The following is a 26,294-nucleotide window of genomic DNA, read 5'->3' as shown; positions in this document are numbered from 1 at the left end:
TTTCCCCTGATCTAGCGGCGGCGACCGGACCGGCCGCCACCCTGGGCGGTCCGCCCCGGTACGGCGTGCACGCCCTGCGCCTGCTGGTTCTCCCGCTCGGCGTCCCAGCGGGCGTACGCGTCGACGATCTCGCCGACCAGCCGGTGCCGAACCACGTCGGAGCTGGACAACTGGGCGAAGTGGACGTCTTCCACGTTCGCGAGGATCTCCCGTACCACGCGCAGACCGCTGGTCGTCCCGCCCGGCAGGTCGACCTGGGTCACGTCACCGGTGACGACGATCTTGGAATTGAAGCCGAGCCGGGTGAGGAACATCTTCATCTGCTCGGGCGTGGTGTTCTGCGCCTCGTCGAGGATGATGAACGCGTCGTTCAGCGTCCGACCACGCATGTACGCCAGCGGCGCCACCTCGATCGTGCCCGCGGCCATCAGCTTCGGGATCGAGTCCGGGTCGAGCATGTCGTGCAGCGCGTCGTACAGCGGGCGCAGGTAGGGGTCGATCTTCTCGTTCAGCGTGCCGGGCAGGAAGCCCAGCCGCTCCCCCGCCTCGACCGCCGGCCGGGTGAGGATGATCCGGTTGACCTGCTTGGCCTGGAGGGCCTGGACGGCCTTCGCCATCGCCAGGTAGGTCTTGCCGGTGCCGGCAGGGCCGATGCCGAAGACGATGGTGTGCGAGTCGATGGCGTCGACGTAGCGCTTCTGCCCGAGGGTCTTCGGACGGATGGTGCGGCCGCGCCGGGAGAGGATGTTCAGCGTCAGAACGTCGGCGGGCCGCTCGGCGCTGCCCTGCTCGAGCATGCCGACGGTACGCCTGACGGCGTCAGTGGTCAGGGTCTCGCCTTTCTCGATGAGTTCGAGCAGCTCGGTGAAGAGGCGCTCGGCGAGGGCGTTGTCCGCGGGCGCACCGGAGATGGTGATCTCGTTACCCCGGACGTGCACGTCACTGTTGACCGAGCGTTCGACGAGTCGCAGGATCTCGTCACCCGCACCGAGCAGGTTGACCATGATCTTCGGATCGGGGACGGTGATCCGGGTCTGCACCTGGGGCGGGCCGGGAGGTGGGGTGCCGGTCATAGATCGGGCCGAAGGGCCCTGTGCCACCTGCTCTCGATCTCGGCGCCGGCCCTGTTGGCGCGGCGTACGGACGTTCCACCCATCGTATCGGTTCAACACGGGCGGCATCGTGCGCATTTCCCCGCCCTGAGGTGGCACGCGCACGGCCTACCAACACCGACAAAAGACGTGAAGAAGCCGAAGGGGGCGCAGAACGGGACCAACCCGTCCTGCGCCGCCCGCGGGTCAGTTGTCGGCGCGGAAATCGAACCGGTCGAACGTCTCCTGGTTGCGAGTGAACCGGTAGGTGGCCCAGTGCATCCGCACCACCGTCCCCCGTTCGTCCCGGCTCAGCCGGAGCAGCTCACCGACCTCCCGGCCGGAGACCGTCCGGAACACGTCCGGCTGATCGGGCAGCGGCGCGAAGACCGCCGGCGGCTTGCCGGGCGGATCGCCGGCGCCGCGGGCCCGCAGCGACCCGTCGTGCCAGGAGAAGACGTACTCGTAGCCCTCGCCCCACCAGCGGCCGAGCATGCCGCGCAGCGGTGCCGGAGCCGGCGGGCCCGGCCGCCACGGCTCGATCTCCGCCGGATCGTGCTCGACCGCGGCGGTGAGCAGCCGGTGCGGCAGGTCGAGGGCCTCGGAGGCGCTGCCGGACGAGACCAGGACGGCGCAGCCCATCGCGCCGGGAGTGCCCGCTCCGCCGCGTCTGCCGTAGACGCCGGCCAGGAAACCCGGCATCGCGCCGTCGTGCCCCACGTGCATCACCCGATCGCCCTGCGGCACCAGGATCAGGCCCAGCCCGAAGCCACCGGCCCAGAGGTTCTCGTCGGTCACCGTCACCGGCCAGCGCATCTCGTCGAGCGTGGCCGGGGCGAGCACCGTACCGGCCGGCTCGACTGCGGCCGGATCGGCCAGGAAGGCGGCCCAGCGCGCCATGTCCCCGGCGGTGCTCCAAAGCTGGGCGGCCGGCCCCACCGCACCGAAGTCGGTCGGCGGCTCGGGGTGCGCCTCGTCCGAGTAGGCGTCGACCAGGAAGCCGGTGGCGGCCGCCGGACCCGGACTCACCGTGGTGTCGGTGAGCCCCAGCGGCAGCAGCACCCGCTCGCTCAGCACCTCGGCCCACGTTCCCCCGCGCAGCCGGCCGACCAGTTGCCCGAGCAGCGCCATGCCGAGGTTCGAGTAGTGGTAGCGGCGGCCCGACGGCAGCACCCGCTCCGCCCGGGCCAGGTCGGCCAGGAGCTGGTCGGTGCCGGGTGCGCGCAGCGTGTCCCACACGTCGCCGTACGGCTCACGTTGCAGCCCGGCGGTGTGGGACAGCAGCCGGCGTACGGTCAACTCGCCGTGCGCGGGGAGGTCGAGGTGTCGGCCCACCGGGTCGTCCAGGTCGAGCAGACCGTCGTCCCGGCACTGCAGCGTCAGCACGGCGGTGAACGTCTTGGTGACCGAGCCGATCCGGAACTGCGTCCGGGGACCGAGCGGGCTGTCGTTACCCGTACCGCCGACCGTGCAGGTCCAGAGCGGCCGGTCGGCCCGGTGCAGGGCCGCCGAGACCGCCGGGATCCGGAGGTGTGCCTGCGTCTGGCGCACCAGCCGCTCCAGCCGGTCCGGCACCGCGTTCACGCGAGGTCCCGGGCGAGCATCGGGCCCAGCGGCGCCCCACCGAGCAGGTGCGCGTGCACGTGGAAGACCTCCTGGCCGCCGTACGCCCCGGTGTTGAACATCAGCCGGAAACCGTCACCGAGCAGGCCCTCGTCGTCGGCGATCGCGGACGCCGTGGCGAGCACCTCGCCGGCGAGCGCCGGGTCGCCCTGGGCGAGCGTCGCGACATCGGCGTAGTGCTCCTTGGGAATCACCAGCACGTGCACCGGCGCCTTCGGGTTGATGTCGCGGAAGGCGAGGGTGTTGGGGGTCTCCCGGACGACGGTGGCCGGGATCTCCCCGGCGACGATGCGGCAGAACAGGCAGTCTGATCCCATCCGGGCAGTGTAAGGAAGAGCCCCTCGTCGATGCCCTGCCATGGGAAGGACCGCTTCCCGCCCCCGGAGGCGGGTGCGGCAGGATGGCCGCGTGACTTCACGGGCGGTACTGGTGACGGGAGGCTCGCGCGGCATCGGGCGGGCGGTGGTGAAGGCCTTCGCGGCCAGCGGCGACCGGGTGGCGATCCACCACCGGGACTCGGCGGAGCTGGCCGAGGAGCTGCGGGCGCAACTGCCCGGCGAGGGACACGTGGTGGTACGGGCCGACCTCGCCGACCCGGACGCGGTACGGACGATGGTGGACGAGGCGGCGGGCCTGCTCGGCGGGCTGGACGTGCTGGTCAACAACGCGGGCACCTTCGGACCCGCCGACCCACCGCACCCGGTCTTCGAGAGCACCTACGAGCAGTGGCGGCAGCGCTGGCGTGAAGTGCTCGACACGAACCTGTTCGGCGCGGCCAACGCCGCCTGGTGTGCCGCCCAGCACATGCGCGACCGGGGCGGCCGGATCGTCAACGTCTCCTCCCGAGGCGCGTTCCGCGGCGAGCCGGCGAACCCGGCGTACGGGGCGAGCAAGGCCGGCTTGAACGCGGCGGGTCAGTCGCTGGCCGTGGCGCTCGCGCCGTACGGCATCGCGGTGGCCACGGTCGCGCCCGGCTTCGTGGAGACCGACATGACCAACGAGCACCTGAAGGCTGAGCGCGGCGTGGCGGTACGGGCACAGAGCCCCTTCAACCGGGTCGCCCGCCCCGAGGAGATCGCCGCCGCGGTGCACTGGCTCGCCTCTCCGGAGGCCGAGTGGGCGACGGGCACCATCGTCGACCTGAACGGCGCCTCGTACCTGCGCAGCTGACCCCCGCCCCGCCTCGGGACACGGATGTCACCAGCGGGAGAGGCGGGTGGCGAGGACGGCGAGGGCGGCGACCCCGGCCGTCGAGGTACGCAGCACGGAGGGGCCGAGGCGTACGGGCCGGGCACCGGCGGCGGCGAACGCGTCCACCTCCGCCGGAGCGATGCCGCCCTCGGGGCCGACCACCAGCACGATCTCGCCGGCGTCGGGAAGGTCCACGGTGGTGAGGCGCTCGTCGGCCTCCTCGTGCAGCACGAACGCGGCGGCGGACCCGCCGATGCGCCGGGCGACCTGGTTCGTCGACTCGTCCGGAGCCCCCGCGACCACCGGCAGCCACGAACGCCGGGCCTGCTTGGCGGCCTCCCGGGCGGTCGCGACCCACTTCTCCCGGGCCCGTACGCCCCGGTCACCGCGCCACTGCGCCACCGAGCGGGACCCCGCCCAGGGCACGATCTCGTCCACCCCGACCTCGGTCATTGCCTGCACCGCCAACTCGCCCCGGTCCCCCTTGGCGATCCCCTGCACCACGACCAGCCGCGGGACGGACGCGTCGACGTACCCCCGGGAGGTCACGTCGAGTTCCAGGCTGCCCCGGCCGACGGCCGTGACCACGGCGGTGGCGGTGCCGCCCTTGCCGTCGGCGAGCAGCAGTTCCTCACCCACCCGCAACCGCTGCACAGTGGCCGCGTGGTGGCCCTCCGGGCCGTCGAGGGTCAGCGTGTCGGCGGTGGGCAGCGACTCGAGGAGGAAGAGCGGGGCGGACACGGTCAACAGGCTAACCGCCGCGGCACCGGCCGGAACGGTCAGGCGGCAGTCTCCGCCCCGGCCGGCCTCGGACGGACTCACCGACGAATCAGCCGGCGTCTCAGGCCCGGACGGTGGCGGACCGGGCCCGGACCGGGCGGGCCGGCCGACGTGTCAGGCGTGACCGTTGAAGGCGTCGCGCATCCGGGAGAAGAAGCCGCCCTGCTTGGTCAGCTCGGCGACCTCCTCGCCCCGGGTCTTGGCGAACTCGCGCAGCATCCGCTCCTGTTCGGCGTCGAGCTTGCTCGGCGTACGCACATCGAGGTGCACGTAGAGATCGCCCCGGCCGGTGCCGCGCAGGTGCGGCACGCCGCGGGCGCGCAGCCGCAGCGTGCTGCCCGGCTGGGTACCGGCCTTGACGTCGACGGTCTCCTCGCTGTCCAGCGTCTTGATGGTCAGCCGGGTGCCGAGCGCCGCCGCGGTCATCGGCACGGTGACCCGGCAGTGCAGGTCGTCGCCCTTGCGGGAGTAGACGTCGTGGGGACGCTCGTGGATCTCCACGTAGAGGTCACCGGCGGTGCCGCCGCCGGGGCCGACCTCGCCCTGCTGGGCCAGGCGGATCCGCATGCCGTCCTCGACGCCGGCCGGGATCTTCACGGTGAGCGAACGACGGGTACGCACCCGGCCGTCACCGGCGCAGGTCGGGCAGGGGTGCGGGATCGTGGTGCCGTAGCCCTGGCAGACGGTGCACGGCCGGGCGGAGACCACCTGGCCGAGGAAGGTGCGCTGCACGGACTGCACCTCGCCGCGGCCACCGCACGCCTCGCAGGTGGCGAGGTGGGTGCCCGCCGCGGTGCCGGCGCCCGAGCAGGTGGTGCAGAGGACGGCGGTGTCGACGGTGATCGGCGCCTCGACACCGAACGCGGTCTCGTGCAGGTCCAACTCCAGCCGCAGGATCGCGTCGGCACCCGGCCGGGTACGTGGCCGAGGCCCCCGCGAACCGCCGGCGGCACCGCCGAAGAAGGCGTCCATGATGTCCTGGAAGCCGACGAACGGGCCGGCTCCCCCGGCACCACCCGGGCCACCGGCGCCGCCCCCGCCAGGCGCGAGGGGGTCGCCGCCGAGATCGACGATCTGCCGTTTCCGGTCGTCCGAGAGGACCTCGTACGCGGCGTTGATGTCCTTGAACTTCTCCTGTGCCTCCGGGTCCGGATTGACATCCGGGTGGAACTGGCGCGCGAGCTTGCGGTAGGCGCGCTTGATCTCGTCATCGGAGGCGTCCCGGCTCACGCCGAGAATGCCGTAGTAGTCCCTGGCCACTGCGTTCCGTGTCCTCATGTTCGTTTGCGTTGCGCCGGCCGCCGACCGGATCCGGCCGGACGGTACTGCCTAGTTCTGGGCCAGCAGATCGCCCACGTAGCGTGCCACGGCGCGCACCGTGGCGATGGTGCCGGGGTAGTCCATCCGGGTCGGCCCGAGCACGCCGAGGCCACCCACGATCGTCGAACCCGGGCCGTAGCCGGTGCTCACCACCGAGGCGGCGCGGAGATTGTCGATCTCGTTCTCGTCCCCGATGCGCACCCGCATCGAGCTCTCCTCGACCTCGCCGATCAGCTTCAGCAGGACCACCTCCTCCTCGAGGGCCTCGAGGATCGGGCGTAGCGAGCCCTGGAAGTCGAGCAGCCCGCCGCGGGTCAGGTTGGCCGTACCGGCCAGTGCGATCCGCTCCTCGTGCCGCTCGACCAGCGTCTCCAGCAGCACGCTGGCGAGGGTGGCCATGGCCGGGCGCAGGTCGGGGCTGACCTCGTCGACCAGCGCCTGCACCAGCGGGGGTGTCTCCGAGAGCCGCGTGTCGACCAGCTTCTCGTTGACCAGCCGCCGCAGGTCGGTGACGTCGTCGGCCGGGATCGGCCCCGGCATCTCCACGAGCCGCTGCTCGACCCGCCCGGTGTCCGCGATCATGACCAGCATCAGCCGGGTGGTGGAGATCGGCACCAACTCCAGGTGCCGGACGGACGAGCGGGCGAGGCTCGGGTACTGCACGACGGCGACCTGCCGGGTCAGCTGGGCCAGCAGCCGGACTGTGCGGTGCACCACGTCGTCCAGGTCGACGGCGCCGAGCAGGAAACGCTCGATGGCTCGACGCTCGGCCGGGCTGAGCGGCTTGACCCGGGACAGCCGGTCCACGAAGAGCCGGTAGCCGCGGTCGGTGGGCACCCGGCCGGCGCTGGTGTGCGGCTGCCGGATGTAACCCTCCTCCTCGAGCACCGCCATGTCGTTGCGAACCGTCGCCGGGGAGACTCCGAGCTGGTGTCGCTCGACCAGCGCACGGCTACCGACCGGCTCCTGCGTGGCGACGTAGTCCTCGACAATCGCGCGGAGCACGGCGAGCTTGCGGTCGTCGAGACCCATCCTCCCCACCTCCTACGCGCATCGGCCGCCGGCGTTCTGCGCCACGCGCGGCGTTCCTGGCACTCGACTGTAGCGAGTGCCAGTCTACGTCGGCAGGCCCGCCAACGCGATGATCAAGGACGGACCACGGGTGCGGGTCCTGCCCTCGTCGCGGTGACAGGACAGCCGGGCGGGGGGGCGGCCGGTGGTCGCCAGGTCGGACGGGTCGGCCCGGCGGTGTCGCTATGGCGTGACGTTGCCGGCGGCCCCTACCGTGACGTTCATGACTGAACCACCTCGCCCTCCCGGCGCGGGTGAGCCTGGCGGCCAGCCGTCGGACCCGACCCCGCCGCCGCCCGCTCCCGGGCCGTCCGCCGCGGACGAGCCGCCCACCGCACCCCTGTCCGGGGCCCCAGGCCCCGGTGCCTATCCCCCGCCCGGTGCCTATCCCCCGCCCGGTGGCTATCCGACACCCCCCGGTGGCCCGCAGTCACCCGGGGGCTACCCGCCCCCGGGTGGCGGCGCTCCTCCCGGGGACTACCCGCCGCCGGGCGTCGGGTATCCGACCGGCGGCGGCTACGGCCCACCCTCCGGCTACGCCGGCAACGAGGACAAGACCTGGGCGCTGGTCGCGCACTTCGGCGGCGCCGCGGGCATGCTCCTGAGCGGTGGCGTGCTCGGCTGGATCGCCCCGCTCGTGGCCATGCTGGCCCGGGGCAACCAGTCACCCACGGTCCGCGCGCACGCCGTGGGCGCACTCAACTTCCAGCTCGCCTGGTCGATCGTCGGCCTGGTCGGCTGGATCCTCTCCTGCATCCTCATCGGCTTCGTCGCCGTCGGCGCCGCGGTGATCATCGGCACCGTGTTCGGCATCATCGCCGGGGTCAAGGCCAACGAGGGCACCCCGTACCGCTACCCGATGTCGGCGAGCCTCATCAAGTAATCCCGACTGGCCGCTACCCCGCCGGCCGGGCACCCCCTAGGCCAGCAGGTCCCGTACGACAGCGTCGGCGAGTAGCCGGCCGCGCAGGGTGAGCACCGCGCGGCCGGCCGCGTACTCGTCCGGGGCCAGCAGGCCGGCGGCGTGCGCGCGCTCGGCGCCGGCCCGCCCCGTGTCGTCCAACACGTCGAGCGGCAGCCCGGTGGCGAGGCGCAGCCGTAGCATCACGTCCTCCATGTGCGCCTCGTCGACGGTGAGCACCTCCCGGGCCAGGCCGGGCGACCGTCCCTCGGCGAGGCGCTGGGCGTACGCCGTCGGGTGCTTGACGTTCCACCAGCGCACCCCGCCCACGTGGCTGTGCGCGCCCGGCCCGAGCCCCCACCAGTCCCCGCCGGACCAGTAGAGCAGGTTGTGGCGGCAGCGGGCGGCGGGCGTACGGGCCCAGTTGGAGACCTCGTACCAGGAGAAGCCGGCCGCGCCGAGCGCCTCCTGCGCGGCCAGGTAGCGGTCGGCGGCCACGTCGTCATCGGGGTACGGCAGTTCGCCGCGTCGCATCCGGGCGGCGAGCCGGGTCCCGTCCTCCACGATCAGGGCGTACGCGCTGACGTGGTCGGCGCCGGCGGCGACCACCTCGTCCAGCGAGCGGGCGAAGTCCTCGGCCCGCTCCCCCGGTGTGCCGTAGATCAGGTCGAGGTTCACGTGGTCGAACCCGGCGTCCCGCGCCTCGGCGGCGGCGGCGGTGGCCCGGCCCGCGCTGTGCTTGCGGTCGAGGATCGCCAGCACCCCGGGCGAGGCGGACTGCATGCCCAGCGAGATCCGGGTGTAGCCGGCCGCCCGCAGCGCCTTGAGCGACTCGGGCGTGACCGACTCCGGGTTGGCCTCGGTGGTCACCTCGGCGTCGGCGGCCAGCCCCCAGGTGCGGTCGACGGCGTCCAGGATCCGGGCCAGGTCGTCGGCGGGCAGCAGGGTGGGGGTGCCGCCGCCCACGAAGACGGTGTCGACCCGCGGGGGCGGGTTGTCGCCGAGCACCCGGGCGGCGAGCCGGAGCTCGGCCAGGACGGTGTCGGCGTACCCCTCGCGGGTGGCGCCCCCACCCAGTTCGGCGGCGGTGTACGTGTTGAAGTCGCAGTAGCCGCAGCGGCTCGCGCAGAACGGCACGTGGACGTACACGCCGAATCCGCGCGCGCCGACCTCGCGGGTCGCGCTGGCGGGCAGCGAACCGTCGGCCGGTACGGGTTCGCCATCTGGAAGGACGCCGGGCATGGCCACTAGTGTGCCCGGCATGACCTCTCCCGACGCGCTCGTGCGGGTCGCCACGGCCCGTGGGGTGACCACCCTCACCCTGGACAGCCCGCACAACCGCAATGCGCTCTCCACTCCGCTGATGACGCAACTGCTCGCCGGCCTGGCCGATGCGGTCGCCGACGAAGCGGTCCGGGTCATCGTGCTCGACCACACCGGGCCGGTCTTCTGCTCGGGTGCTGACCTCAAGGAGACCGCCGCCGCGTACGCCAGCGGGACGGTGCCGGCCGGGATGCTCGGCGACGTGCTGGCGGCGGTCTGGGAGTGCCCGAAGCCGGTGCTCGCCCGAGTGGCGGGGCCGGCCCGCGCCGGTGGCCTCGGGCTGATAGCGGCCGCCGACCTGGCGGTCTGCGCCGAGGAGGCCACCTTCGCGTTCACCGAGGTGCGGCTCGGGGTGATCCCCGCGGTGATCTCGGCGACCGTACTGCCCCGGCTGCACCCGCGGGCGGCGGCCGAGCTCTACCTGACCGGGGACACCTTCGACGGCCGGCGGGCCGCCGAGATCGGGCTGGTGACCGCAGCGGTGCCGGCCGACGGGCTGGACGCCGCGGTGCAGCGGTACTGCGTCTCGCTGGTGCGTGGCGCGCCGGGAGCTCTGGCCGGGGCGAAGCAGCTGCTGCGCCGCCCCGCGACCGCCGATCTGCGGGCCGAGGTCGCCGACCTGGCCGCGCTGTCGACCGGCTATTTCCTCTCCGCCGAGGGGCGGGAGGGCGTGGCGGCCTTCCGGGAGAAACGGCCGGCACGGTGGGTGCCGGCAGCGAGTTGACCCCTGGCACCCGGTGAGTCCGCGCCGACGGTGACGACAACGCCGAACGGGTCGCGGTGTTCCTCGCCCCGTTCGGCGGGCGATGGCGGCCGGGACACCGCCTGGCAGGGCCGTGTCCCGATCGCCACCCGGCTCACCACGCGGTCGCGCCGCCGTCGACCGGGTAGTTCGCGCCGGTGACGTAGCTCGCGCGGTCGGACGCGAGGAACACCACCAACTCGGCGACCTCCTCGGGCCGCGCGAACCGCTTGAGCAGGGTCTTCGCCGTGATCGCATCCCGCGCGGCCTGGTCATCGCCGAGGTCGCGCTCGCTCGCCGGGGTCAGGATCGGCCCCGGGCTGATCGCCACCACCCGGATCCCGCTCGGTGCGCCTTCCAGGGCGAGCTGCCGCGTCATGCCGATGATGCCGGCGTTCGCCGCCGCGTGCCCGACCATGGGCGGCACCTGACCACCGATCATGCCGGCCATGGACGCGGCGTTGATGATCACGCCGCCGCCGCGCCGAACCAGGTGCGGCCAGGCGAACTTCGACACGTAGAAGGGAATGTCGAGTTCGCCGGCGATGGTCGCCCGCCAGTCCTCGACCGAGAACTCGGGCATCGGGCCGAAGCGGAGCGAGGCCGCGTTGTTGTAGACCACGTCCAGTCCGCCATAGGTGGCCACGGCGTCCTCGACGAGCCGGCGCACCTGTTCCGGGTCGGTGAGGTCGATGGGTGCGACGCCGGTCATCTCTCCGCCGGCGCGCCGGACGAGTTCGACGGTCGCGTCGTTGGCATCGGCCTTCACGTCGGCCCCGACGACCCGGGCACCCTCCCGCGCGAAGGCCAGCGCGGCCACGCGCCCCAGACCTCCCCCGGTACCGGTGATGAGCACTACCTTCCCATCCAGCGTTCCCATGGAACTCCTCCTTGGTCGTGAGCTGTCCGGACGGCTCGGGTACGAACCGCTCGGGCCGCCACCGGGGACCGCTTCCCGAGCGGGCCCCCTTATTGACATGTCAACAACAGGAAGAGCTTGACCGGTCAACCAATTCCGCGTTGCTTCTTCGCGGTGACACTCATGACAGATCAGCCGGGGCCACGTACCGTGCTCTGCCAGAGCGCGGTGGATCTCGCAACGGACGCGTCTTCCAGCCCCGCCATCGCTGTCGTCAACGGAACGGGGCCGGACGATCGGGCGATGCGGGCAGGTGAGAGCGCAGCCGGGGCGGGAACATCCGGCCCGGGCGGGCCGGACCGGGCCGGCCTGAACCGGTCAGACAGCCCGGCCCGGCCTACGAGGGACGTACGCTTGTCGAACTGCCGAACAGGGGGTGTGGGTGCGAACTCGGACCGTGGTGGCGGGTGGCGTGGTCCTCGTCCTGCTCGCCGTGGTGGTTGTCGTGGTGCTCGTCCGGCAGCTCGGGAGCGAGTTGCGCCTTCCCCTGGCCAGCCGATCCTGCACCGTGCAGGCCGATGGCCGGGTGGTCCTCGACGCCGACCAGATGGCCAACGCGGCGACCATCGCGGCGATCGGCGCGCAGCAGGGCATGCCGGAGCGGGGCGTGGTGGTGGCGCTGGCGACCGCCTACCAGGAGTCCGGCCTGCGCAACCTCCCGGATGGCGACCGGGACTCGATCGGCCTGTTCCAGCAGCGCCCCAGCCAGGGTTGGGGCGAACCCGCACAGCTCAGTGACCCGCGGTACGCGGCCAAACGGTTCTACGCGGCGTTGAAGAAGGTCCGCGGCTGGGAGCGGATGCGGGTCACCGACGCCGCTCAACGCGTGCAGCGCTCCGCCTTCCCCGAGGCGTACCAGAAGTGGGCCGACGAGTCGGCCGTACTGACCCGGGCCCTGCTCGGCGACGCCACGCGGGCCGTGGCCTGCTCGGTCGGGCGGACGCCGGCGATGCGTGGCGCCGCAGCGACGGCGGCGCTGACCCGCAACCTGGAGCTGGACTGGGGCGTGGTCGGCAGCGCCGCGCCGGCGGAGTTGACCGGGCTCAGCCTGGCGACGACCGACCAACGCGACGGCTGGCGGTACGCGCACTGGCTCGTCTCGCACGCCCAGGACCACGGGGTGAAGCGGGTCCGTTTCGGAGACCTGGAGTGGACGGCCCGCGATGGCAAGTGGATCGAGGTCGCCGGAGGCCCATTGGCCGGCGCCCGAGTGGTGGCCGAGGTCTTCGCCGACAGCTGACCCAATTTCTCTACAGTCGGTCACCGCAAGAACCGGCCAACCGCTCGAAGCATCGCTTTTGACATCGCGGTCGTGACGCTTGGTATCCACCTCGCTGCCGCTGGTACATCTCCGGCCATTCCCGGCCTTCCGCCCTCCCCGGTTCACGGTTGACCGCGTTACGATCGGCCGCCTGTGCCAGGAAATCTTTTCGCCTTATGGGGAGGGGTACGACGTGGCGTTCGACTACGGCGGCCGGACCGGTTACGAACCGATCAGTGACGTAGATCGCAAGGAGTTCCACGAGCAGGGTTTTCTCCTGCTGCGCAATGTCCTGACGGAGGACCACCGGGCGGCGCTCGAAGAGGCGGTCGACCGCGTCTACGCCGAGGAGAAGGCCAAGGGCAACACCAAGAAGGACGGCACCCTGCACCTTCTCGGCTTCCTCGAGCGCGACGAGCTCTTCGGCGAGCTGCTCACCCACCCGATCGCCTTCCCGTACATGTGGGGCCTGGCCGGGTGGAACATCTACACGCACCACAACCACCTGGACGTGACCCCGCCGGCACTGGAGCCGGAGAAGCCGTACTGGGGCTGGCACCAGGACGGGTACCGGCAGAACTCCGACCCGGAGACCATGGACCCGAACCTGCCCCGGCCGATGTTCTCGCTGAAGGTCGCCTACGTGCTCTCCGACCTCTCGGAGACCGGGCGCGGCGCCACGAAGGTCATCCCGGGCAGCCACCTGTGGAACTCGCTGGACCGGCCCAAGGACCTCAGCGTGCACAACCCCGACCCGGAGGGCACGGTGGAGATCACCGCGAACCCGGGCGACGCGTTCATCTTCGACCGCCGCCAGTGGCACTCCCGGTCGACGAACCTGTCGAACATCACCCGCAAGATGCTCTTCGTGGGCTACACCTACCGGTGGATCCGCCCATTGGACGAGCTGCACCCCGACGTCAACGGCGAGTGGTACCGCAACCGCACCCCCGTCCAGCGCCAGCTGATCGGTGAGGGCACCCACACCGCCAACTACTGGGGCATCAACTGGGACGGGTACGTCGACGACGAGATCCCGCTGCGCAAGGAGCTGAAGGAGCGCGGTCTTCTCGATCGCAGCATCCCCTGGCTGCGCTGACCCAACAGCGAAGGGCCCTCCGCCGTCGCCTCGCGCGCGGCCGGGGCCCTTCGTCACATCTCCCGCCGAACGCTCACCGCACGGCGAGCCGGCGGCGCACCTTCTCCCGGATCGGCTCCGGCAGGTCCGGCGCGTCCAGCAGCCGAGGCAGCAACTCCGACTCCAGGGTGGTGGCCCGGAAGACCTCACCGATGGTCACCCCATGGGTGGGCCGCTCCACCACCTCGACGGGGTCACCCGGACCCACCTCCCCCTCGCGCAGCACCCGCAGGTAGGCACCGGGCAGCGCGCGGACCGTGAACCGCTTGATCAGATCCGGTACGCCCCAGAAGCCGGCGAAGGTGGCACACGGCGTGCGTGGCATGGTCACCTGGAGCAGAGCGGATCCGATCTGCCACTGCTCGCCGATCACCGCCCCCGTCACGTCCACCGCGTACGTGGTGAGGTTCTCGCCGAAGCCGCCGGGCCGGATGTCACGCCCCAACTCGGTCGCCCACCAGGCGGCGTCCTCCTCGGCGTACGCGTAGACCGCCTGGTCTGCGCCGCCGTGGTGCGCTCGCTCGCCGATGAAGTCGCCGGCCACCCCGTCCACGCGGAGCAGCACCGGGCCGTCCACCGGCCGCTTGTCGATGCCGCTGCGGCCACTCGGATCGCCCGCCCAGTCGGCCTCGGTGACCACACCGAGGTTCACCGCCACCACCCTGCCCGTCATGGCAGTCAGCCTAGCGTGGCGGCGGGACGCGCGACCCGGCCAAGATCCACAGTTGTCCGTCAGCCCTTGACCGCGCCGGCGACCAGCCCGGAGACCATCCGCCGCTGCACCAACAGGAAGAAGATGATCACCGGCAGGGTGAACAGGGTGGACGCCGCCATCACCGGCCCCCAGGCGGTGTCGTCACGCCCGAAGAAGAACGTCATGGCCACGGGCAGCGTGTACCGGTTCTGGTCGTTGATGAAGGTGAGCGCGAAGATCAGTTCGTTCCAGGCGGTGATGAAGGAGAAGATGCTCGTGGCGACCAGTCCGGGAGCCACCAGCGGGAAGAGGATCCGGCGGAACGTCTGGGCCCGGCTCGCCCCGTCGATCGCCGCCGCCTCCTCCAACTCCTTCGGCACCGCGGCGACGAAGCCACGCAACATCCAGACGGCGAACGGCAGCGAGAAGCCCAGATAGGTGAGAATCAAGCTGGGCAGCGTGTTGTAGAGCCCGAGCCGCTGGATCATCAGGAAGAGCGGGATGACCAGGGCCTCCAACGGGATCATCTGCACGACGAGCAGCATGATCAGGAAGCTGGTCCGCAGCCGGAACCGGAACCGGGCCACGGCGGTCGCCGCCAGCAGCGCGACCAGGCCGCTGAGCACCACCGTGGAGACCGCGACCAGGGCGCTGTTGAGGAAGAAATCCGCGAAGGTCACCCCGGGGATCAGGTTCCCGGTCAGGATCTCCCGGTAGTGCTCCAGCGTCGGGTGCGCCGGCACCGGCCGTGGAGTGGCGGAGAAGATCTCCCGGCTGGGCTTCAGCGACGTGGCGATCATCCAGTAGACCGGGAAGGCCGCGAAGAGCGCCACCAGCAGCCCGGCGCCGTTGAGCGCGACCTTCTTCACGACTCGTCCTCCTGCTTGAGCACCATCCGTACGTAGAAGCCGGTCACCACGAGCAGGATCACGGTGAGGATCACCGCGATGGCCGCGCCGAGGCCGTACTTCGGCGGTGGCGAGAACGCCTCCGCGTACGAATAGATGGAGAGCATGAACGTCGGCCGGTCCTGGGTACCGCCGGCCAGCACGAACTGCTGGGTGAAGACCTTGAAGTCCCAGATCGTGGAGAGCACGATCAGGATCCCGAAGACCGGACGCAGCAGCGGGAACGTGATCCGCCAGAAGACCCGCCACGCGCTCGCGCCGTCGACCCGGGCCGCCTCGTGCAGTTCGCCCGGCACGCTCTTGAGCCCGGCCAGGACGCTCACCGCGATGAACGGGAACGAGTGCCAGACCACCACCAGGGTCAGGATCGAGAAGAAGAGCAGTGGCGAGTTGAACCAGCCGTAGCCGGTCCAGTCGCTCCGCCCGAAGAACGCCTGCGACAGCTCGTCCGGCAACGCGTTGAACAGCCAGGTGACCAGGCCACTGGTGTCGTCGAAGATCCACTTCCAGACGATCGTTCCGGTCAGCGCCGGGGTCGCCCACGCGAGCATCACGCAACTGGCCACGAAGGTGGCCATCTTCCGGCCGAGGCGATTGAGCAGCAGGCCGACCAGGGTGCCCAGGATCATGGTGAGCGCCACGTTCGCCACCGCGAAGAGCACGGTGTTGCGCAGCACGGTGAGGAAGAACGGGTCAGCCAGGATCTGGGTGTAGTTATCGAGCCCGACCCATGGCCACTCCCGGTCCCCGCGCAACTGCCGGACGTTGTTCAGCCGGTAGAACGACATGGTCACCACCTGGCCGAGCGGCCAGAGCAGCAGCACGCCGATGATGACCAGGCAGGGTAGGAGCAGCAGATACGGCAGGCGGTCGACCGGGCGACGCCGCCGCGCGGGGGTCTCCCGCGCGGCGGACGACTCCGGCGCGTCGGTCAGCGTGGTCACTTGGCGTTGAGGATGCTTTCCATCTCCGCGGCCGCGTCGGCGGTAGCCTTCTCGACCGTCTTCTGACCCTTCATGACCGAGCTGTTCATCGCCTGCGTCACCGTCTTGGTACGGCTGACCTCCACCCACTTCGGGGTGAGCGGCGTGACCTTGGTGTTCTGCATCGTGGTCGCGAACGCCGCCATGATCTTGTCATTGGCGTACGTGCCGCCGGCCACGAGGTCCTGGTAGACCGGGAAGAAGTCCAGGCTGTCGGCGAACGCCTGAGCGTTCTTCTTGTTCAGCAGCACGGTCATGTAGTCCCAGGCGAGGTCCTGGCGCTCGCTGTCCTTCCAGATCGCGATGTCCGAGCCGCCCGCGAAACCGGGCGCGGCCTTGCCGTCCGGGCCGGGGATCGGGAAGGTGCCCCACACCTTCTCGATGTCCGGGTTGTCCTTCTTGATGGCGCCCTGCTGCCAGCTGCCGGCGAACGCCATGGCGGCCTTGCCGGTGGCGAACTGGGTCCGGGCGTCGATCTCGTTCCAGCCGGCGGCGGCCGGCGGCGCGACCTTGTGGACGGTCACCAGGTCGGTCCAGAACTTGACCGCCTTCTGTGCCTCGGGCGTGGTGTAGCCCGACTTCCAGGTGCCCCCCTGGTCGGTGGCGATCTCGCCGCCCGCCGCCCAGAGGAAGGAGTAGAACGGCAGCTCGGAGTTGCCGGGCAGCGCGATGCCGTAGGTGTTGGGCTTCTTGGCCTGGACCGTCTTGGCGACGGTCACCAACTCGTCCCAGGTGGTCGGCGGCTTCACGCCGGCTTCGGCGAACCAGTCGGTGCGGTAGTAGATGGCCCGCACGCCGGCGTACCAGGGCACGCCGTACTGCTTGCCGTCGAGCTGCGCGTTCTTCACGAGGTCCGGCAGCAGGTCCTTGCCCTCGGCCCAGCCGCTCATCCGGCCGCTCAGGTCGGCGAGGGCCTCCTGCGCCGCCCAGCCCTGAGTCTCGGTGTTACCCAGTTCGGTGACGTCCGGCCCCTCACCGCCGGCCAGGGCGGCCTGGAACTTCTTCGGCGCCTCCAGCCACGGGATGTACTGCACCACGACGTCGGTGTCCGGATGCTTCTGCCGGAACTCGGCCTCGACGCCGTCGAGGAACTTGGTCTGGGCCTCGCCGCCCTCGCCCATCATCCAGACGGTCAACTTGCTGGTGTCGGCCGCGTCGTCGTCGCCAGAGCCGCCACAGCCGGTCAGCACCATCGCGGCCGAAGCCACCAAGGCGGTGACCGGGGCCAGCCGCTTCCACCTGTTCACGCCACATCTCCCCTCGCGCCGCATGGCACTAACCTTTACCGCCGCACCTTAGTAGGAAAAAATCCTTTACGACAGGGGCCATCGAGGGAAGGCGACGCGACCGTATCGCAGGTCGAGGGGCGTAGGGCAGGGGCAGCGCCAGACGAATCCGGTCGTACGCATACGAACGGGCGCCCGACCCGTTCGGTCGGACGCCCGTCGCGGTACGGTCGCCGGTCGTACGCCGGCGCCGTCGTCACCGGGTGACGCTGCGGCGTCGGCCCACGCCGGCCACCAGAGCCACCGCGATCGCCGCCAGCACGACCTGCACCAGCAGCTCGCCCCAGTCCACCCCCGAGGTCTCCGTCGCGATCCCCAGCGCCCGCGCCAGCACCGTGCCGAGCAACGCGGCACCCACACCGATCAGCATGTGCAGCCACATCGGCATGTCCTGCCGGCCCGGCACGATCAGACGGCCCAGCGCCCCGACGATCAGACCAACGATGAGCGCAGTGATGATGCCCCAAACGGTCAGCTCCATGGCCGCCCTCCTTCAAGAATGAGTCACACGATGTGTGCTTCCTGTGGTGGCCGCTAAGTTCCCGAGCCATCGAAAGGCCAAACCGGGGGGAGCGCAAAACGTCTGCATGAATGAATGCGAAAGGTGGAGCCGGATCACCGTCCACCCAGGTCGGAGCCGGTAGGGCGAGCTCGGCTACCGGCCTTCGGCCGAAGAAAATTTCCTACCCCCGGCGCGCGGGAACGCCGACGGCCGGCACCCCGGCGTGACGTGCCGTACGGGTGCCGGCCGTCGTACCAGCCGGTGGGCGTGCGCTATTTCTTTCCGGTGGGCTTCCCCTCGGCGGACTCGGAGGAGAGCGCCGCGATGAAGGCCTCCTGCGGGACCTCCACCCGGCCCACCATCTTCATCCGCTTCTTGCCTTCCTTCTGCTTCTCCAGCAGCTTGCGCTTACGGCTGATGTCACCGCCGTAGCACTTGGCGAGCACGTCCTTGCGAATCGCCCGGATGGTCTCGCGGGCGATGACGCGACTGCCGATCGCTGCCTGGATCGGCACCTCGAACTGCTGCCGAGGGATCAGGTTACGCAGCTTCGCGGCGATCGATACGCCGTAGTTGTACGCCTTGTCCTTGTGCACGATGGCGCTGAACGCGTCCACCGGCTCGCCGTGCAGGAGGATGTCGACCTTCACCAGGTCGGACGCCTGCTCGCCCGAAGGCTCGTAGTCGAGCGACGCGTAGCCCTTGGTCCGGCTCTTCAACTGGTCGAAGAAGTCGAAGATGATCTCGGCCAGCGGCAGCGTGTAGCGCAGCTCCACCCGGTCGGCGGAGAGGTAGTCCATGCCGAGCAGGGTGCCCCGCCGTCCCTGGCAGAGCTCCATCACGGCGCCGACGTAGTCGTTCGGCGTCAGCACGGTGGCCCGCACCGTCGGCTCGTACACCTCGGCGATCTTGCCGGTCGGGTACTCGCTCGGGTTGGTCACCACGATCTCCGCCCCGTCCTCCTGGAGCGCGCGATAGACCACGTTCGGCGCGGTGGAGATCAGGTCCAGATTGAACTCCCGCTCCAGCCGCTCCCGAATGATCTCCAGGTGCAGCAGGCCGAGGAAGCCGCAGCGGAACCCGAACCCGAGCGCGCCCGAGGTCTCCGGCTCGTACGTCAACGCGGCGTCGTTGAGCTTGAGCTTGTCGAGCGCGTCGCGCAGGTTGGGGTAGTCGGACCCGTCGATCGGGTAGAGGCCCGAGTAGACCATCGGCTTCGGGTCCTTGTAGCCACCGAGCGCATCCGTAGCCGGATTGGCGTTGATGGTGACCGTGTCACCGACCCGGGACTGGCGCACGTCCTTCACGCCGGTGATCAGGTAGCCCACCTCGCCGACGCCGAGCCCGTCGGCCTTCACCATCTCCGGCGAGATGACGCCGATCTCCAGCAGCTCGTGGGTGGCGCCGGTGGACATCATCTTGATCCGGTCGCGGGCGCTGATCCGGCCGTCGACCACCCGGACGTAGGTGACCACGCCCCGGTAGACGTCGTACACCGAGTCGAAGATCATCGCCCGGGCGGGCGCGTCGGCGTCGCCGACCGGCGGCTGGAACTGCCGGACGATCTCGTCGAGCAGGTGCGGCACGCCCTCGCCGGTCTTGCCGGAGACCTTGATGCAGTCGGCCGGGTCGCCGCCGATCAGGTGGGCCAGTTCCTCGGCGTACTTCTCGGGCTGGGCCGCCGGCAGGTCGATCTTGTTGAGCACCGGGATGATGTGCAGGTCGTTCTCGAGCGCGAGGTAGAGGTTCGCAAGGGTCTGCGCCTCGATGCCCTGCGCCGCGTCGACCAGCAGGATGGCGCCCTCGCAGGCGGCCAGCGACCGGGACACCTCGTAGGTGAAGTCGACGTGCCCCGGAGTGTCGATCATGTTGAGCACGCCCTGCTCGCCGGCCCGGTCGCCCTCGCGGATCGTCCAGGGCATCCGGACGGCCTGGCTCTTGATCGTGATGCCACGCTCGCGCTCGATGTCCATCCGGTCGAGATACTGGGCGCGCATCTGCCGCGGGTCGACCACGCCGGTGAGCTGCAACATCCGGTCGGCCAGGGTCGACTTGCCATGGTCGATGTGGGCGATGATGCAGAAGTTCCTGATGCGCGCCGGGTCGGTGGCACCAGGAGCGTTCGCGCCGGAATCGAGCGTCGGAGGCACAGCTGTCCGTTCTGGTCGGCTGACGTGATCAGGCCGGCGCGGAGCCGGCCCCCTATATGCTCCCACGCCGTCTCGGGCGCGGTCGGATCACTCCTCGGGCGGCTCGACGAAGAGCGCGGCGAGGCGCGGCAACCGCTGCCGCGCCGACTCCTCGTCGTCGAAGTCCCAGAAGTCGAGATCCGGCGTGGGCGCCGGGTCGGGCTCGGCCGGCAGGTCGGTCGCGGTCGCCTTCCGGTACGCCTCCCAGGGCACCGCGAGCATGTCCTCCGACTCGAACTCCTCGCCGCTGAGCGCCGCGGACCGGATCTGCGGCAGTTCGGCAAGCGAGTCCGGGTCCGCGACCGCCCGGGCGAAGACCTCCCGCCCCTGGGTCATCAGCCAGCCGCGGAAGTACTCGAAGCCGTCGTCGGAGGCACCCCCATTGATCAGGTACGCGGCCCCCCACAGATCCACCGTCCGGGACGCGACGAGCACCCGCCGCTGGTGGCGCGCGTAGCCGACGATGTCCGCCGGGTCGCGCTCGGCCAGCAGCGCCGTCGCCCGAGCGGCCACCGCCGGGGCCTCTCCCCCGCCACCGGCCCGGGCCCGATCGATCAACTGCCAGAACTCGTCGGTCCTCATGAGCTGGCAGTCTCTCAGACGACCGGGCGGGACAGCGGAAGGATCTCGCGGGGCAGGCGCTCAGGGCCGGCTCCGGGCACAGCGGTGCCGCACCGGTACCCGCCCACAAATCGCCGACCTGCCGAGGCTGCACGGCGCCGGCGGGGTACGACAGCATGGGGGGATGCCGGTCACGCCACCGCCGTACGACGCCACGGCCGCGCGGCCGAGCTGGACCGATCTGCCACCCGGCCTGCGTTCGGCACTCGCCGAACGGCTGGGCGCCCCGGTCACCGCCGCCCGGATCGCGGGGGCGGGCTTCACGCGGGGCTTCGCCGCCCTGCTGAGCACCGCCGACGGCTCGTCGGTGTTCGTCAAGGCGGCGGCGCGGACCGAACAACCGCGGTTGGTCGAGTGGTACGCCCGGGAGGCCGCCATCCTCGCTCGGCTCCCGGCCGGACTGCCGGTGCCGCGGCTGCGCTGGACCCTCACCGCAGCCGACTGGTACGCGATCGGCCTGGACGCCGTGCACGGCCGTACACCCGACCTGCCCTGGGCGCCGGCCGCGCTCGCAGCCACGCTGGCCGGGTACGCCGAGGTCGCGTCCGAGCTGCGTCACCCGCCGACCGAGTTGGTCGGCCTGGGGCTGCCCCACCTCGCCGACCTGGCCCGGGACGACATCCTCTGGTGGGGCGAGGTCGCCGCCGGACGTGAACCGGCTCCGCCGTTGCCCACCCCGGTGCGAGGCCGGTTGCCCGAACTGGTCGCGCTGGAGTCCCGCCTTCCCGGCTTCGCCGCGGCCGGCACCGGGCTCATCCACGGTGACCTACGACTGGACAACGTGCTGATCGACGGTCACGGCCGGGCCTGGCTCTGCGACTGGACCTGGCTCTGCCACGGGCCGGCCTGGTTCGACCTGGTGACCCTGTTGATCACCGGGTACGCCAGCGGGCTGGACACCGATGGTCTCTTCGCCGGGCATCCGGCCGCGGCCGGCGCTCCCCCGGACGCGCTGGACGTGACGCTGGCCGCGCTGTCCGGGTACTTTCTCACCACCGCCGCGGCTGCCCCGCCCACCGCCTCGCCGCAGATCCGCCGGCACCATCGCTGGAGCGGTGAGCAGGCGCTGGCCTGGCTCGCGACCCGGCAGGGCTGGAGCTGACGATCGGCGGGTCGCGCACGATCCGGGCCGGGACGCGTTCGGGGCGATCGGCGGCAGGGTGGGTCGGATGCCGTTTTGGCTCGTCCCGGCCGACCTGGTAACCTGGCTTTTCGCGTGGTGATGACGCATGCTCGCCGCGCACAGAAGCTGACCAACCCGAGCTATCAAGACGAGGCTGTCGCGTGGCGAACATCAAGTCCCAGATCAAGCGCAACCGGCAGAACGAGAAGCGCCGGCTGCGTAACAAGTCGGTCAAGTCGTCGCTGAAGACCGCAGTCCGCAAGTTCCACGAGGCCGCCGAGTCCGGCGACGTCGAGCAGGCCACCGCCCTCATGCGGGACGCCTCCCGCAAGCTCGACAAGGCGGTCAGCAAGGGCGTGATCCACGCCAACCAGGCCGCGAACCGGAAGTCCGCGATCGCCAAGCGCGTCGCGTCGTTCTCCGCCTGACCCACGCGGCGTCAGACCTCGCCGGAAGCCCCGGGCATCGCCCGGGGCTTCCGGCTGTCTACGTTCTGCGTCCCTGCGGCACACCGGTCGCGGTGTGCCCGGGAGATGGGTTTCCGCGACCTCAGGTGAGGTCGAGCGGATCAGAGGCCGGCGCCCGGACCGATGTCGCGACGGGCGGGCCCGGCCTCGTGGTCCGGGCGGACGGCGGGGCTGAGCGGTTCCGCCGAGACCACGAGGCCGGGACCGTTGTGCGTGACCCACTCCACCCGGGCCCGTCCGACCACCGGTTCCATCTGCCGGCGGAACCGGTCGCGTTCCTGCTCCGGTACGAGCGCCGCGGAGCGGACCACGACCGCGGCCACCACGTCGTTGAGCTTGACCATGACCGCCACGGCGGCCGGCAGGATCAGCACGGCCCACCAGCTGACCAGTTCGGCGAGGGCGAGCAGCACCGCCAGCGCCACCACTCCCTCGAAGAAGAGGAAGCAGAGCACCCCTCCGGGGTTGACGAACCGGAGCCCCAGCACGCGCGCGTAGAGCGGCCGGTACTGCTCCTCGTCGGCGGGGAGGGTGGCCCACGCCGTGCGCGGCGGTCCGCTCACCGGGCGCTGCCCTGCCGAGCAGCGGCCATCGAGAAGACGGCGCGTTCCAGGGCGTACGCCCGGTCGTCGGAGCCACCCTTGACGGCTGCGTTGCACTCGGCGGCGGCCTGCATCGCCTGCGCCAGCCCCTCCGGTGTCCAGCCTCGGCCCTGCCGCTGCGCCCGCTCGATCTTCCATGCCGGCATGCCGAGCGTGCTCGCCAGCTGGTACGGGCTACCCCGTCCGGCGGACGCGACCCGGGCCACGGTACGGACGCCGTCGGCGAGCGCGTCGGCGATCGGCACCGGGTCGACCCCGACGTGCAACGCCCATCGCAGCGCCTCCAGGGCGGCCGGCACGTCGCCGACCATCGCGGCGTCCGCGACCGTGAAGCCACTCACCTCCACCCGACCCCGGTAGTACCGGGCCACCGTGTCCGCGCCGATCCGCCCGTCGGTGTCGGCGATCAGCTGGGAGCAGGCCGCAGCGAGTTCCCGCAGGTCGTTGCCGACCGCCGCGAGCAGCGCCTCGGCGGCGTCCTCGGTGCACTTGCCGCCACCCCGGCGGATCTCGTCGCGGACGAAGGCGACTCGATCCCGGTGCCCCTTCAGCTTCGCCGCCGGCACCACCGTGGCGCCCGCCGCCTTCAGTCCGTCGGCGAACGCCTTTCCCTTGGCGGCGCCGAGGTGCAGGACGACCAGCTGCACGTCCGGGTCGGGGTTCTTCGCGTACGACAGCAGGGCGGCGACCAGGTCCTTGCGGGCATCCTGACCGGCGCGGAGCACCAGCAGCCGCCGGCCGCCGAACAGCGACGGGCTGAGCATCTCGGCGACCTCGCCCGGGGTGAGCGCACCGGCCTGGTACTCGCGAACGTCCACGCCGGGGTCGACGCTGCGCGCTTTCGCGACGGCTTCGGTCACGGCGCGCGTGGCGAGCAGTTCCTCATCGCCGAGGACGAGCAGAATGGGGGCGAGGCTGGCGGGGGTCACGCGCCCATATTCGCACGGCCCGCTGCGGGATCGTGCCTGCTCACCGGCCACCCAGTCGGCGGAGCCTGCACTCAGCGCAAATCTCGACATCCGTCTCGATTCATCACCAATTAGGACAAGATCCCCTCCGATGCGTGCCGCCTGCCGCTCCGGAGAGCACGCGCGGCGGGTCACCGGCTCCCGGCGGCCCACTCACGGCCGCCGGCCGGCCGGCGTGCCCCGGACCACCACCGCGAGACCACCCTCACCCTGAACGGCGGCCACGTCACCGTCCGTGTCGGTACGCAGCACCCGCACACCGTCGCGGGCCAGCCAGGCGAGCAGTTCCGGATGCGGATGCCCGTACGTGTTGCCCGTGCCGACCGGCACCAGCGCCACCGCTGGGCGGACCGCCGTGAGGAACGCCGGTTCCTGATAGGCCGAACCGTGATGGGCGACCTTCAACACCTCGGCACGCAGCGCGCCCGGCGGCAGCCGATCCAGCAGCGCGCGCTGCTCCTCGGATTCGGCGTCGCCGGGGAGCAGGATCCGGACCCCCGCCACCGTCACGCGCAGGACGAGGGAGTTGTTGTTCGGATCAGATCTGGTGCCGCGCAGCGGATACGGCGGGCCGAGCACCACGAGTTCCGCGCCACCCACCCGGTACGCCCAGCCGGCGGGCGCGGTCACCAGTCGGGCCCGCCCGGCGTTGACTGCCGCCCTCACCTGGTCCTGCCCACCCTCCGGCTCATGCTGCGGTGGAGTGAGTACGACCCCGACCCGGCGCCCGTTGAACACCCCGGCGACGCCGCCGACGTGGTCTGCGTGATAGTGGCTGACCACGAACAGCGGCACCTCGCGGATCCCCAGCCGGCGTAGGCAACCGTCGACCGCCGCCGGTTCCGGCCCGGCGTCGACCACGACCGCCCGACCCACTGCGACCGGCAGCACCACGGCGTCACCTTGACCGACCGCGCACGCCACCACCACCCATCCCGGCGGAGGCCAGCCCCGGGCGACCAGCCGTACCGGCAGGGTGCCCAGCACCGCCGCGACGGTCACCACCGCCACCAGTCGCCGCACCACGGGCCGCCGGACGGCAACCAGCAGCGCCACGGTCAACGCCGCCAGCAGCAGGGCACCCCACACCCCGCCCGGCCAGGGCAGCGTGCCCGCCGGCAGCCGGGCACCGTACCTGGCGACCAGCACCAGCCACCACGCCGGCCAGCTCGCCAGCCAGGCGGCGAACTCGGCACCGGCCGGCCAGAGCGGTGACACGGCGGCCGCCAGCACACCGAGCACAGTCGCCGGAGCTATGGCCGGCACCGCCAGCAGGTTCGCCGGCACGGCGACCAGACTGATCGTCCCGGAGATCCCCGCCACGACCGGCGTGCAGGCCAGCTGGGCGGCGGCGGGCATCGCGAGCGCCTCGGCCAGCCCCGACGGCACACCACGGCGACGCAGTCCGTCGCGCCAACGCGGGGCGAGCAGCAGCAGTCCACCCGTCGCCAGCACCGAGAGCGCGAAACCCGCGTCCCCGGCGAGGGCAGGGTCCACGAGCACCAGCACGGTCACCGCGGCGGCCAGGGCCGGGAGGGCGGCTCGGGGTCGGCCGGCGGCCAGCGCGGCAAGCCCGATCGCGCCCATCGTCGCGGCGCGGACCACGCTCGGCGAGGGGCGGACCAGGATCACGAAGCCCACCAGGGCGACCCCGCAGAGACCTGCGGCGAGCCACGGGCCCGCCCGGCACCAGCGCGCGAGCAGCAGCACCGCACCGACCACGATCGCCACGTTGGAGCCAGTGAACGCGACTTGGGGAGGTGAGTACAAGAACGGCCCCGGCAGGTGCGCCAACACCTGTGATCCGGGGCCTTGACGGACAACGGAGGTCCGCCCGCCCATGAGTGTAGCTGTCAAGCAAGCCCTGCTCGCGACCCGTGACCTCGGGAAGAACGAGCGCGCCGTAGCTATCGCCATCGCTGCCCACGCCAACCACGACGGCAACGCCTGGCCGTCTGTCGCGACCCTCGCCGAGTACGCCGGCTGTTCCGAGCGGACCGTACAGCGGGCGCTCGCCAAGCTGGTGCAGCTCGGTCGCCTGGTCGTCACCAAGGTTGCCGGCATCGCCACCCGCGTTTACCGCCTGGTCGTCGGTCAGGGGGTGTCATCCGCTCCGCAGGGGGTGACGAACGAGCCGGCCGGGGTGACAGATCAGGGCATCAGGGGTGACAGCCAGGGTGACACCCGAAGTGTTGAAGACCAAGGGAAGTTGAAGAACCGCGCTACCGCGCGGGACTGGCGTCGCTTCCTTCCCAAGAACAAGAACACCACCACCCCTCGCCCGGGTGGCTACCCGTACCCCGAGCGTCGCGGGGCGGCGCTGCCGCCTGTCACCGGCACCGAGCAGTGCCCGCGTCACCGGGGCTCCCTCGCCCACAACTGCGGCCCCTGCCGCTCTGAGGCTCTGGCCGGTGGCCGATGAACGCCACTGCCGCCTACGCGCTCGCCCTGGTCCTGACCGGCGGACCCGCCGTGATGCTCGCGCCGTTCGTCATCGCTCGCCGGCTGGCTGAGCGGCACGCAGAGCAGGTCGCCGACGACATCGCCCACCGCTCGGACGTTCCCAACGTCCCCTCCCGCTTCTGAGGAGC

The 26,294-nt window shown here is 71.4% G+C and carries 26 protein-coding genes and 1 pseudogene; 9 read left to right on the top strand and 18 right to left on the bottom strand.

Annotated features, from left to right (window positions below):
* Positions 1–11: 11 nt before the first annotated feature.
* The 3 genes from AB0F98_RS27495 to AB0F98_RS27485 all read right to left on the bottom strand — a co-directional run bounded on the left by AB0F98_RS27495 (position 12) and on the right by AB0F98_RS27485 (position 3,031).
* Entirely contained in the window at positions 12–1,073 is a 1,062-nt protein-coding gene (locus AB0F98_RS27495) for a PhoH family protein (protein ID WP_350793502.1), read from the bottom strand.
* Positions 1,074–1,298: 225 nt separating this feature from the next.
* The gene (locus AB0F98_RS27490) at positions 1,299–2,675 is read right to left on the bottom strand and encodes a serine hydrolase domain-containing protein (protein WP_357740987.1); all 1,377 of its coding nucleotides are present in this window, start codon (positions 2,673–2,675) and stop codon (positions 1,299–1,301) included.
* The gene (locus AB0F98_RS27485) at positions 2,672–3,031 is read right to left on the bottom strand and encodes a histidine triad nucleotide-binding protein (RefSeq protein WP_357740984.1); all 360 of its coding nucleotides are present in this window, start codon (positions 3,029–3,031) and stop codon (positions 2,672–2,674) included. Before AB0F98_RS27485 ends, AB0F98_RS27490 begins: the two co-directional genes overlap by 4 nt.
* Before the next feature lie 91 nt (positions 3,032–3,122).
* Between AB0F98_RS27485 and AB0F98_RS27480 the strand changes: the two genes are divergently transcribed.
* On the top strand, positions 3,123–3,884 hold the full coding sequence (locus AB0F98_RS27480; RefSeq protein WP_357740981.1) for an SDR family oxidoreductase: 762 nt from the start codon (positions 3,123–3,125) through the stop codon (positions 3,882–3,884).
* A gap of 27 nt (positions 3,885–3,911) precedes the next feature.
* Here AB0F98_RS27480 and AB0F98_RS27475 read toward each other — a convergent pair whose 3' ends face one another.
* The 3 genes from AB0F98_RS27475 to hrcA all read right to left on the bottom strand — a co-directional run bounded on the left by AB0F98_RS27475 (position 3,912) and on the right by hrcA (position 7,037).
* Positions 3,912–4,646 (bottom strand): 16S rRNA (uracil(1498)-N(3))-methyltransferase, encoded by a 735-nt coding sequence (locus AB0F98_RS27475; protein WP_357740978.1) that lies wholly within the window; start codon positions 4,644–4,646, stop codon positions 3,912–3,914.
* A gap of 153 nt (positions 4,647–4,799) precedes the next feature.
* Positions 4,800–5,945, bottom strand: a complete 1,146-nt coding sequence (dnaJ, locus tag AB0F98_RS27470) for a molecular chaperone DnaJ (protein ID WP_175649306.1) — start codon at positions 5,943–5,945, stop codon at positions 4,800–4,802.
* A 69-nt stretch (positions 5,946–6,014) separates the two neighbouring features.
* Positions 6,015–7,037, bottom strand: coding sequence for a heat-inducible transcriptional repressor HrcA (hrcA, locus tag AB0F98_RS27465; protein ID WP_357740975.1), 1,023 nt, complete (start codon positions 7,035–7,037; stop codon positions 6,015–6,017).
* Between the two features lie 262 nt (positions 7,038–7,299).
* Between hrcA and AB0F98_RS27460 the strand changes: the two genes are divergently transcribed.
* On the top strand, positions 7,300–7,959 hold the full coding sequence (locus tag AB0F98_RS27460) for a DUF4870 domain-containing protein (RefSeq protein ID WP_357740972.1): 660 nt from the start codon (positions 7,300–7,302) through the stop codon (positions 7,957–7,959).
* A gap of 36 nt (positions 7,960–7,995) precedes the next feature.
* On the opposite strand, the gene hemW is transcribed toward AB0F98_RS27460, so the two are convergent.
* Entirely contained in the window at positions 7,996–9,219 is a 1,224-nt protein-coding gene (hemW, locus tag AB0F98_RS27455; RefSeq protein WP_357741072.1) for a radical SAM family heme chaperone HemW, read from the bottom strand.
* A 19-nt stretch (positions 9,220–9,238) separates the two neighbouring features.
* Here hemW and AB0F98_RS27450 point away from each other — a divergent pair, with 19 nt between their 5' ends.
* On the top strand, positions 9,239–10,024 hold the full coding sequence (locus AB0F98_RS27450; protein ID WP_357740969.1) for an enoyl-CoA hydratase-related protein: 786 nt from the start codon (positions 9,239–9,241) through the stop codon (positions 10,022–10,024).
* 133 nt (positions 10,025–10,157) lie between these two features.
* On the opposite strand, the gene AB0F98_RS27445 is transcribed toward AB0F98_RS27450, so the two are convergent.
* Positions 10,158–10,922 carry an SDR family NAD(P)-dependent oxidoreductase gene (locus AB0F98_RS27445; RefSeq protein WP_357740966.1) on the bottom strand — a complete coding sequence of 255 codons (765 nt, stop codon included), beginning with the start codon at positions 10,920–10,922 and terminating at the stop codon, positions 10,158–10,160.
* Positions 10,923–11,337: 415 nt separating this feature from the next.
* Here AB0F98_RS27445 and AB0F98_RS27440 point away from each other — a divergent pair, with 415 nt between their 5' ends.
* Together AB0F98_RS27440 and AB0F98_RS27435 are read left to right on the top strand one after the other, a co-directional pair.
* Positions 11,338–12,201, top strand: a complete 864-nt coding sequence (locus AB0F98_RS27440) for a hypothetical protein (protein ID WP_357740963.1) — start codon at positions 11,338–11,340, stop codon at positions 12,199–12,201.
* Between the two features lie 214 nt (positions 12,202–12,415).
* Complete coding sequence (locus tag AB0F98_RS27435; RefSeq protein ID WP_357740960.1) at positions 12,416–13,321, top strand: phytanoyl-CoA dioxygenase family protein; 906 nt, start codon at positions 12,416–12,418, stop codon at positions 13,319–13,321.
* Between the two features lie 73 nt (positions 13,322–13,394).
* On the opposite strand, the gene AB0F98_RS27430 is transcribed toward AB0F98_RS27435, so the two are convergent.
* The 7 genes from AB0F98_RS27430 to AB0F98_RS27400 form a co-directional block, all read right to left on the bottom strand.
* Positions 13,395–14,033 carry an MOSC domain-containing protein gene (locus AB0F98_RS27430; RefSeq protein ID WP_357740957.1) on the bottom strand — a complete coding sequence of 213 codons (639 nt, stop codon included), beginning with the start codon at positions 14,031–14,033 and terminating at the stop codon, positions 13,395–13,397.
* Positions 14,034–14,092: 59 nt separating this feature from the next.
* Positions 14,093–14,923, bottom strand: a complete 831-nt coding sequence (locus tag AB0F98_RS27425) for a carbohydrate ABC transporter permease (protein WP_357740954.1) — start codon at positions 14,921–14,923, stop codon at positions 14,093–14,095.
* Positions 14,920–15,906, bottom strand: a complete 987-nt coding sequence (locus AB0F98_RS27420) for a sugar ABC transporter permease (protein ID WP_357740951.1) — start codon at positions 15,904–15,906, stop codon at positions 14,920–14,922. The genes AB0F98_RS27425 and AB0F98_RS27420 overlap by 4 nt, the downstream gene beginning before the upstream one ends.
* Positions 15,903–17,192, bottom strand: a complete 1,290-nt coding sequence (locus AB0F98_RS27415; protein WP_357740948.1) for a sugar ABC transporter substrate-binding protein — start codon at positions 17,190–17,192, stop codon at positions 15,903–15,905. The genes AB0F98_RS27420 and AB0F98_RS27415 overlap by 4 nt, the downstream gene beginning before the upstream one ends.
* 235 nt (positions 17,193–17,427) lie before the next feature.
* Positions 17,428–17,712 (bottom strand): GlsB/YeaQ/YmgE family stress response membrane protein, encoded by a 285-nt coding sequence (locus tag AB0F98_RS27410; RefSeq protein ID WP_076473295.1) that lies wholly within the window; start codon positions 17,710–17,712, stop codon positions 17,428–17,430.
* 293 nt (positions 17,713–18,005) lie between these two features.
* A complete protein-coding gene (lepA, locus tag AB0F98_RS27405; protein ID WP_357740944.1) occupies positions 18,006–19,883 on the bottom strand; it encodes a translation elongation factor 4 in 1,878 nt (625 codons plus the stop codon).
* Positions 19,884–19,970: 87 nt separating this feature from the next.
* Positions 19,971–20,504: a DUF4240 domain-containing protein gene (locus AB0F98_RS27400; protein WP_357740940.1), complete on the bottom strand. Its 534-nt coding sequence runs from the start codon at positions 20,502–20,504 to the stop codon at positions 19,971–19,973.
* Positions 20,505–20,667: 163 nt separating this feature from the next.
* Here AB0F98_RS27400 and AB0F98_RS27395 point away from each other — a divergent pair, with 163 nt between their 5' ends.
* Together AB0F98_RS27395 and rpsT are read left to right on the top strand one after the other, a co-directional pair.
* On the top strand, positions 20,668–21,645 hold the full coding sequence (locus AB0F98_RS27395) for a phosphotransferase (protein ID WP_357740937.1): 978 nt from the start codon (positions 20,668–20,670) through the stop codon (positions 21,643–21,645).
* A gap of 182 nt (positions 21,646–21,827) precedes the next feature.
* The gene (rpsT, locus tag AB0F98_RS27390; protein WP_076473291.1) at positions 21,828–22,094 is read left to right on the top strand and encodes a 30S ribosomal protein S20; all 267 of its coding nucleotides are present in this window, start codon (positions 21,828–21,830) and stop codon (positions 22,092–22,094) included.
* Between the two features lie 140 nt (positions 22,095–22,234).
* Here the strand turns inward: rpsT and AB0F98_RS27385 are convergent, their stop codons facing one another.
* The 3 genes and pseudogenes from AB0F98_RS27385 to AB0F98_RS27375 all read right to left on the bottom strand — a co-directional run.
* The gene (locus AB0F98_RS27385) at positions 22,235–22,696 is read right to left on the bottom strand and encodes a hypothetical protein (RefSeq protein WP_357740934.1); all 462 of its coding nucleotides are present in this window, start codon (positions 22,694–22,696) and stop codon (positions 22,235–22,237) included.
* A complete protein-coding gene (gene holA, locus AB0F98_RS27380; RefSeq protein ID WP_357740931.1) occupies positions 22,693–23,664 on the bottom strand; it encodes a DNA polymerase III subunit delta in 972 nt (323 codons plus the stop codon). The genes AB0F98_RS27385 and holA overlap by 4 nt, the downstream gene beginning before the upstream one ends.
* 192 nt (positions 23,665–23,856) lie before the next feature.
* Positions 23,857–25,446, bottom strand: a pseudogene (locus AB0F98_RS27375) (ComEC/Rec2 family competence protein); the annotation flags it as partial.
* A gap of 97 nt (positions 25,447–25,543) precedes the next feature.
* Between AB0F98_RS27375 and AB0F98_RS27370 the strand changes: the two are divergent.
* Entirely contained in the window at positions 25,544–26,125 is a 582-nt protein-coding gene (locus AB0F98_RS27370; protein WP_357740928.1) for a helix-turn-helix domain-containing protein, read from the top strand.
* Positions 26,122–26,289, top strand: coding sequence for a hypothetical protein (locus AB0F98_RS27365; protein ID WP_357740926.1), 168 nt, complete (start codon positions 26,122–26,124; stop codon positions 26,287–26,289). Before AB0F98_RS27370 ends, AB0F98_RS27365 begins: the two co-directional genes overlap by 4 nt.
* Positions 26,290–26,294: the final 5 nt, after the last annotated feature.

Origin of the sequence: Micromonospora sp. NPDC023737 (assembly GCF_040639715.1) — a bacterium.
Taxonomy (GTDB): Bacteria; Actinomycetota; Actinomycetes; order Mycobacteriales; family Micromonosporaceae; genus Micromonospora.
The sequence above is the reverse complement of the archived record's forward strand: the minus strand, read 5'-3'. Positions and strand labels throughout refer to the sequence as shown.

What these genes read in the sequence shown, in the direction of transcription:
- AB0F98_RS27410 (WP_076473295.1), bottom strand. Translation starts at nt 17,712, where the DNA reads ATGGAGCTGACCGTTTGGGGCATCATCACTGCGCTCATCGTTGGTCTG.
- AB0F98_RS27430 (WP_357740957.1), bottom strand. Translation starts at nt 14,033, where the DNA reads ATGACGGGCAGGGTGGTGGCGGTGAACCTCGGTGTGGTCACCGAGGCC.
- AB0F98_RS27445 (WP_357740966.1), bottom strand. Translation starts at nt 10,922, where the DNA reads ATGGGAACGCTGGATGGGAAGGTAGTGCTCATCACCGGTACCGGGGGA.
- AB0F98_RS27395 (WP_357740937.1), top strand. Translation starts at nt 20,668, where the DNA reads ATGCCGGTCACGCCACCGCCGTACGACGCCACGGCCGCGCGGCCGAGC.
- hemW (WP_357741072.1), bottom strand. Translation starts at nt 9,219, where the DNA reads ATGCCCGGCGTCCTTCCAGATGGCGAACCCGTACCGGCCGACGGTTCG.
- AB0F98_RS27485 (WP_357740984.1), bottom strand. Translation starts at nt 3,031, where the DNA reads ATGGGATCAGACTGCCTGTTCTGCCGCATCGTCGCCGGGGAGATCCCG.
- AB0F98_RS27495 (WP_350793502.1), bottom strand. Translation starts at nt 1,073, where the DNA reads ATGACCGGCACCCCACCTCCCGGCCCGCCCCAGGTGCAGACCCGGATC.
- AB0F98_RS27460 (WP_357740972.1), top strand. Translation starts at nt 7,300, where the DNA reads ATGACTGAACCACCTCGCCCTCCCGGCGCGGGTGAGCCTGGCGGCCAG.
- AB0F98_RS27365 (WP_357740926.1), top strand. Translation starts at nt 26,122, where the DNA reads ATGAACGCCACTGCCGCCTACGCGCTCGCCCTGGTCCTGACCGGCGGA.
- hrcA (WP_357740975.1), bottom strand. Translation starts at nt 7,037, where the DNA reads ATGGGTCTCGACGACCGCAAGCTCGCCGTGCTCCGCGCGATTGTCGAG.
- AB0F98_RS27450 (WP_357740969.1), top strand. Translation starts at nt 9,239, where the DNA reads ATGACCTCTCCCGACGCGCTCGTGCGGGTCGCCACGGCCCGTGGGGTG.
- AB0F98_RS27370 (WP_357740928.1), top strand. Translation starts at nt 25,544, where the DNA reads ATGAGTGTAGCTGTCAAGCAAGCCCTGCTCGCGACCCGTGACCTCGGG.
- AB0F98_RS27400 (WP_357740940.1), bottom strand. Translation starts at nt 20,504, where the DNA reads ATGAGGACCGACGAGTTCTGGCAGTTGATCGATCGGGCCCGGGCCGGT.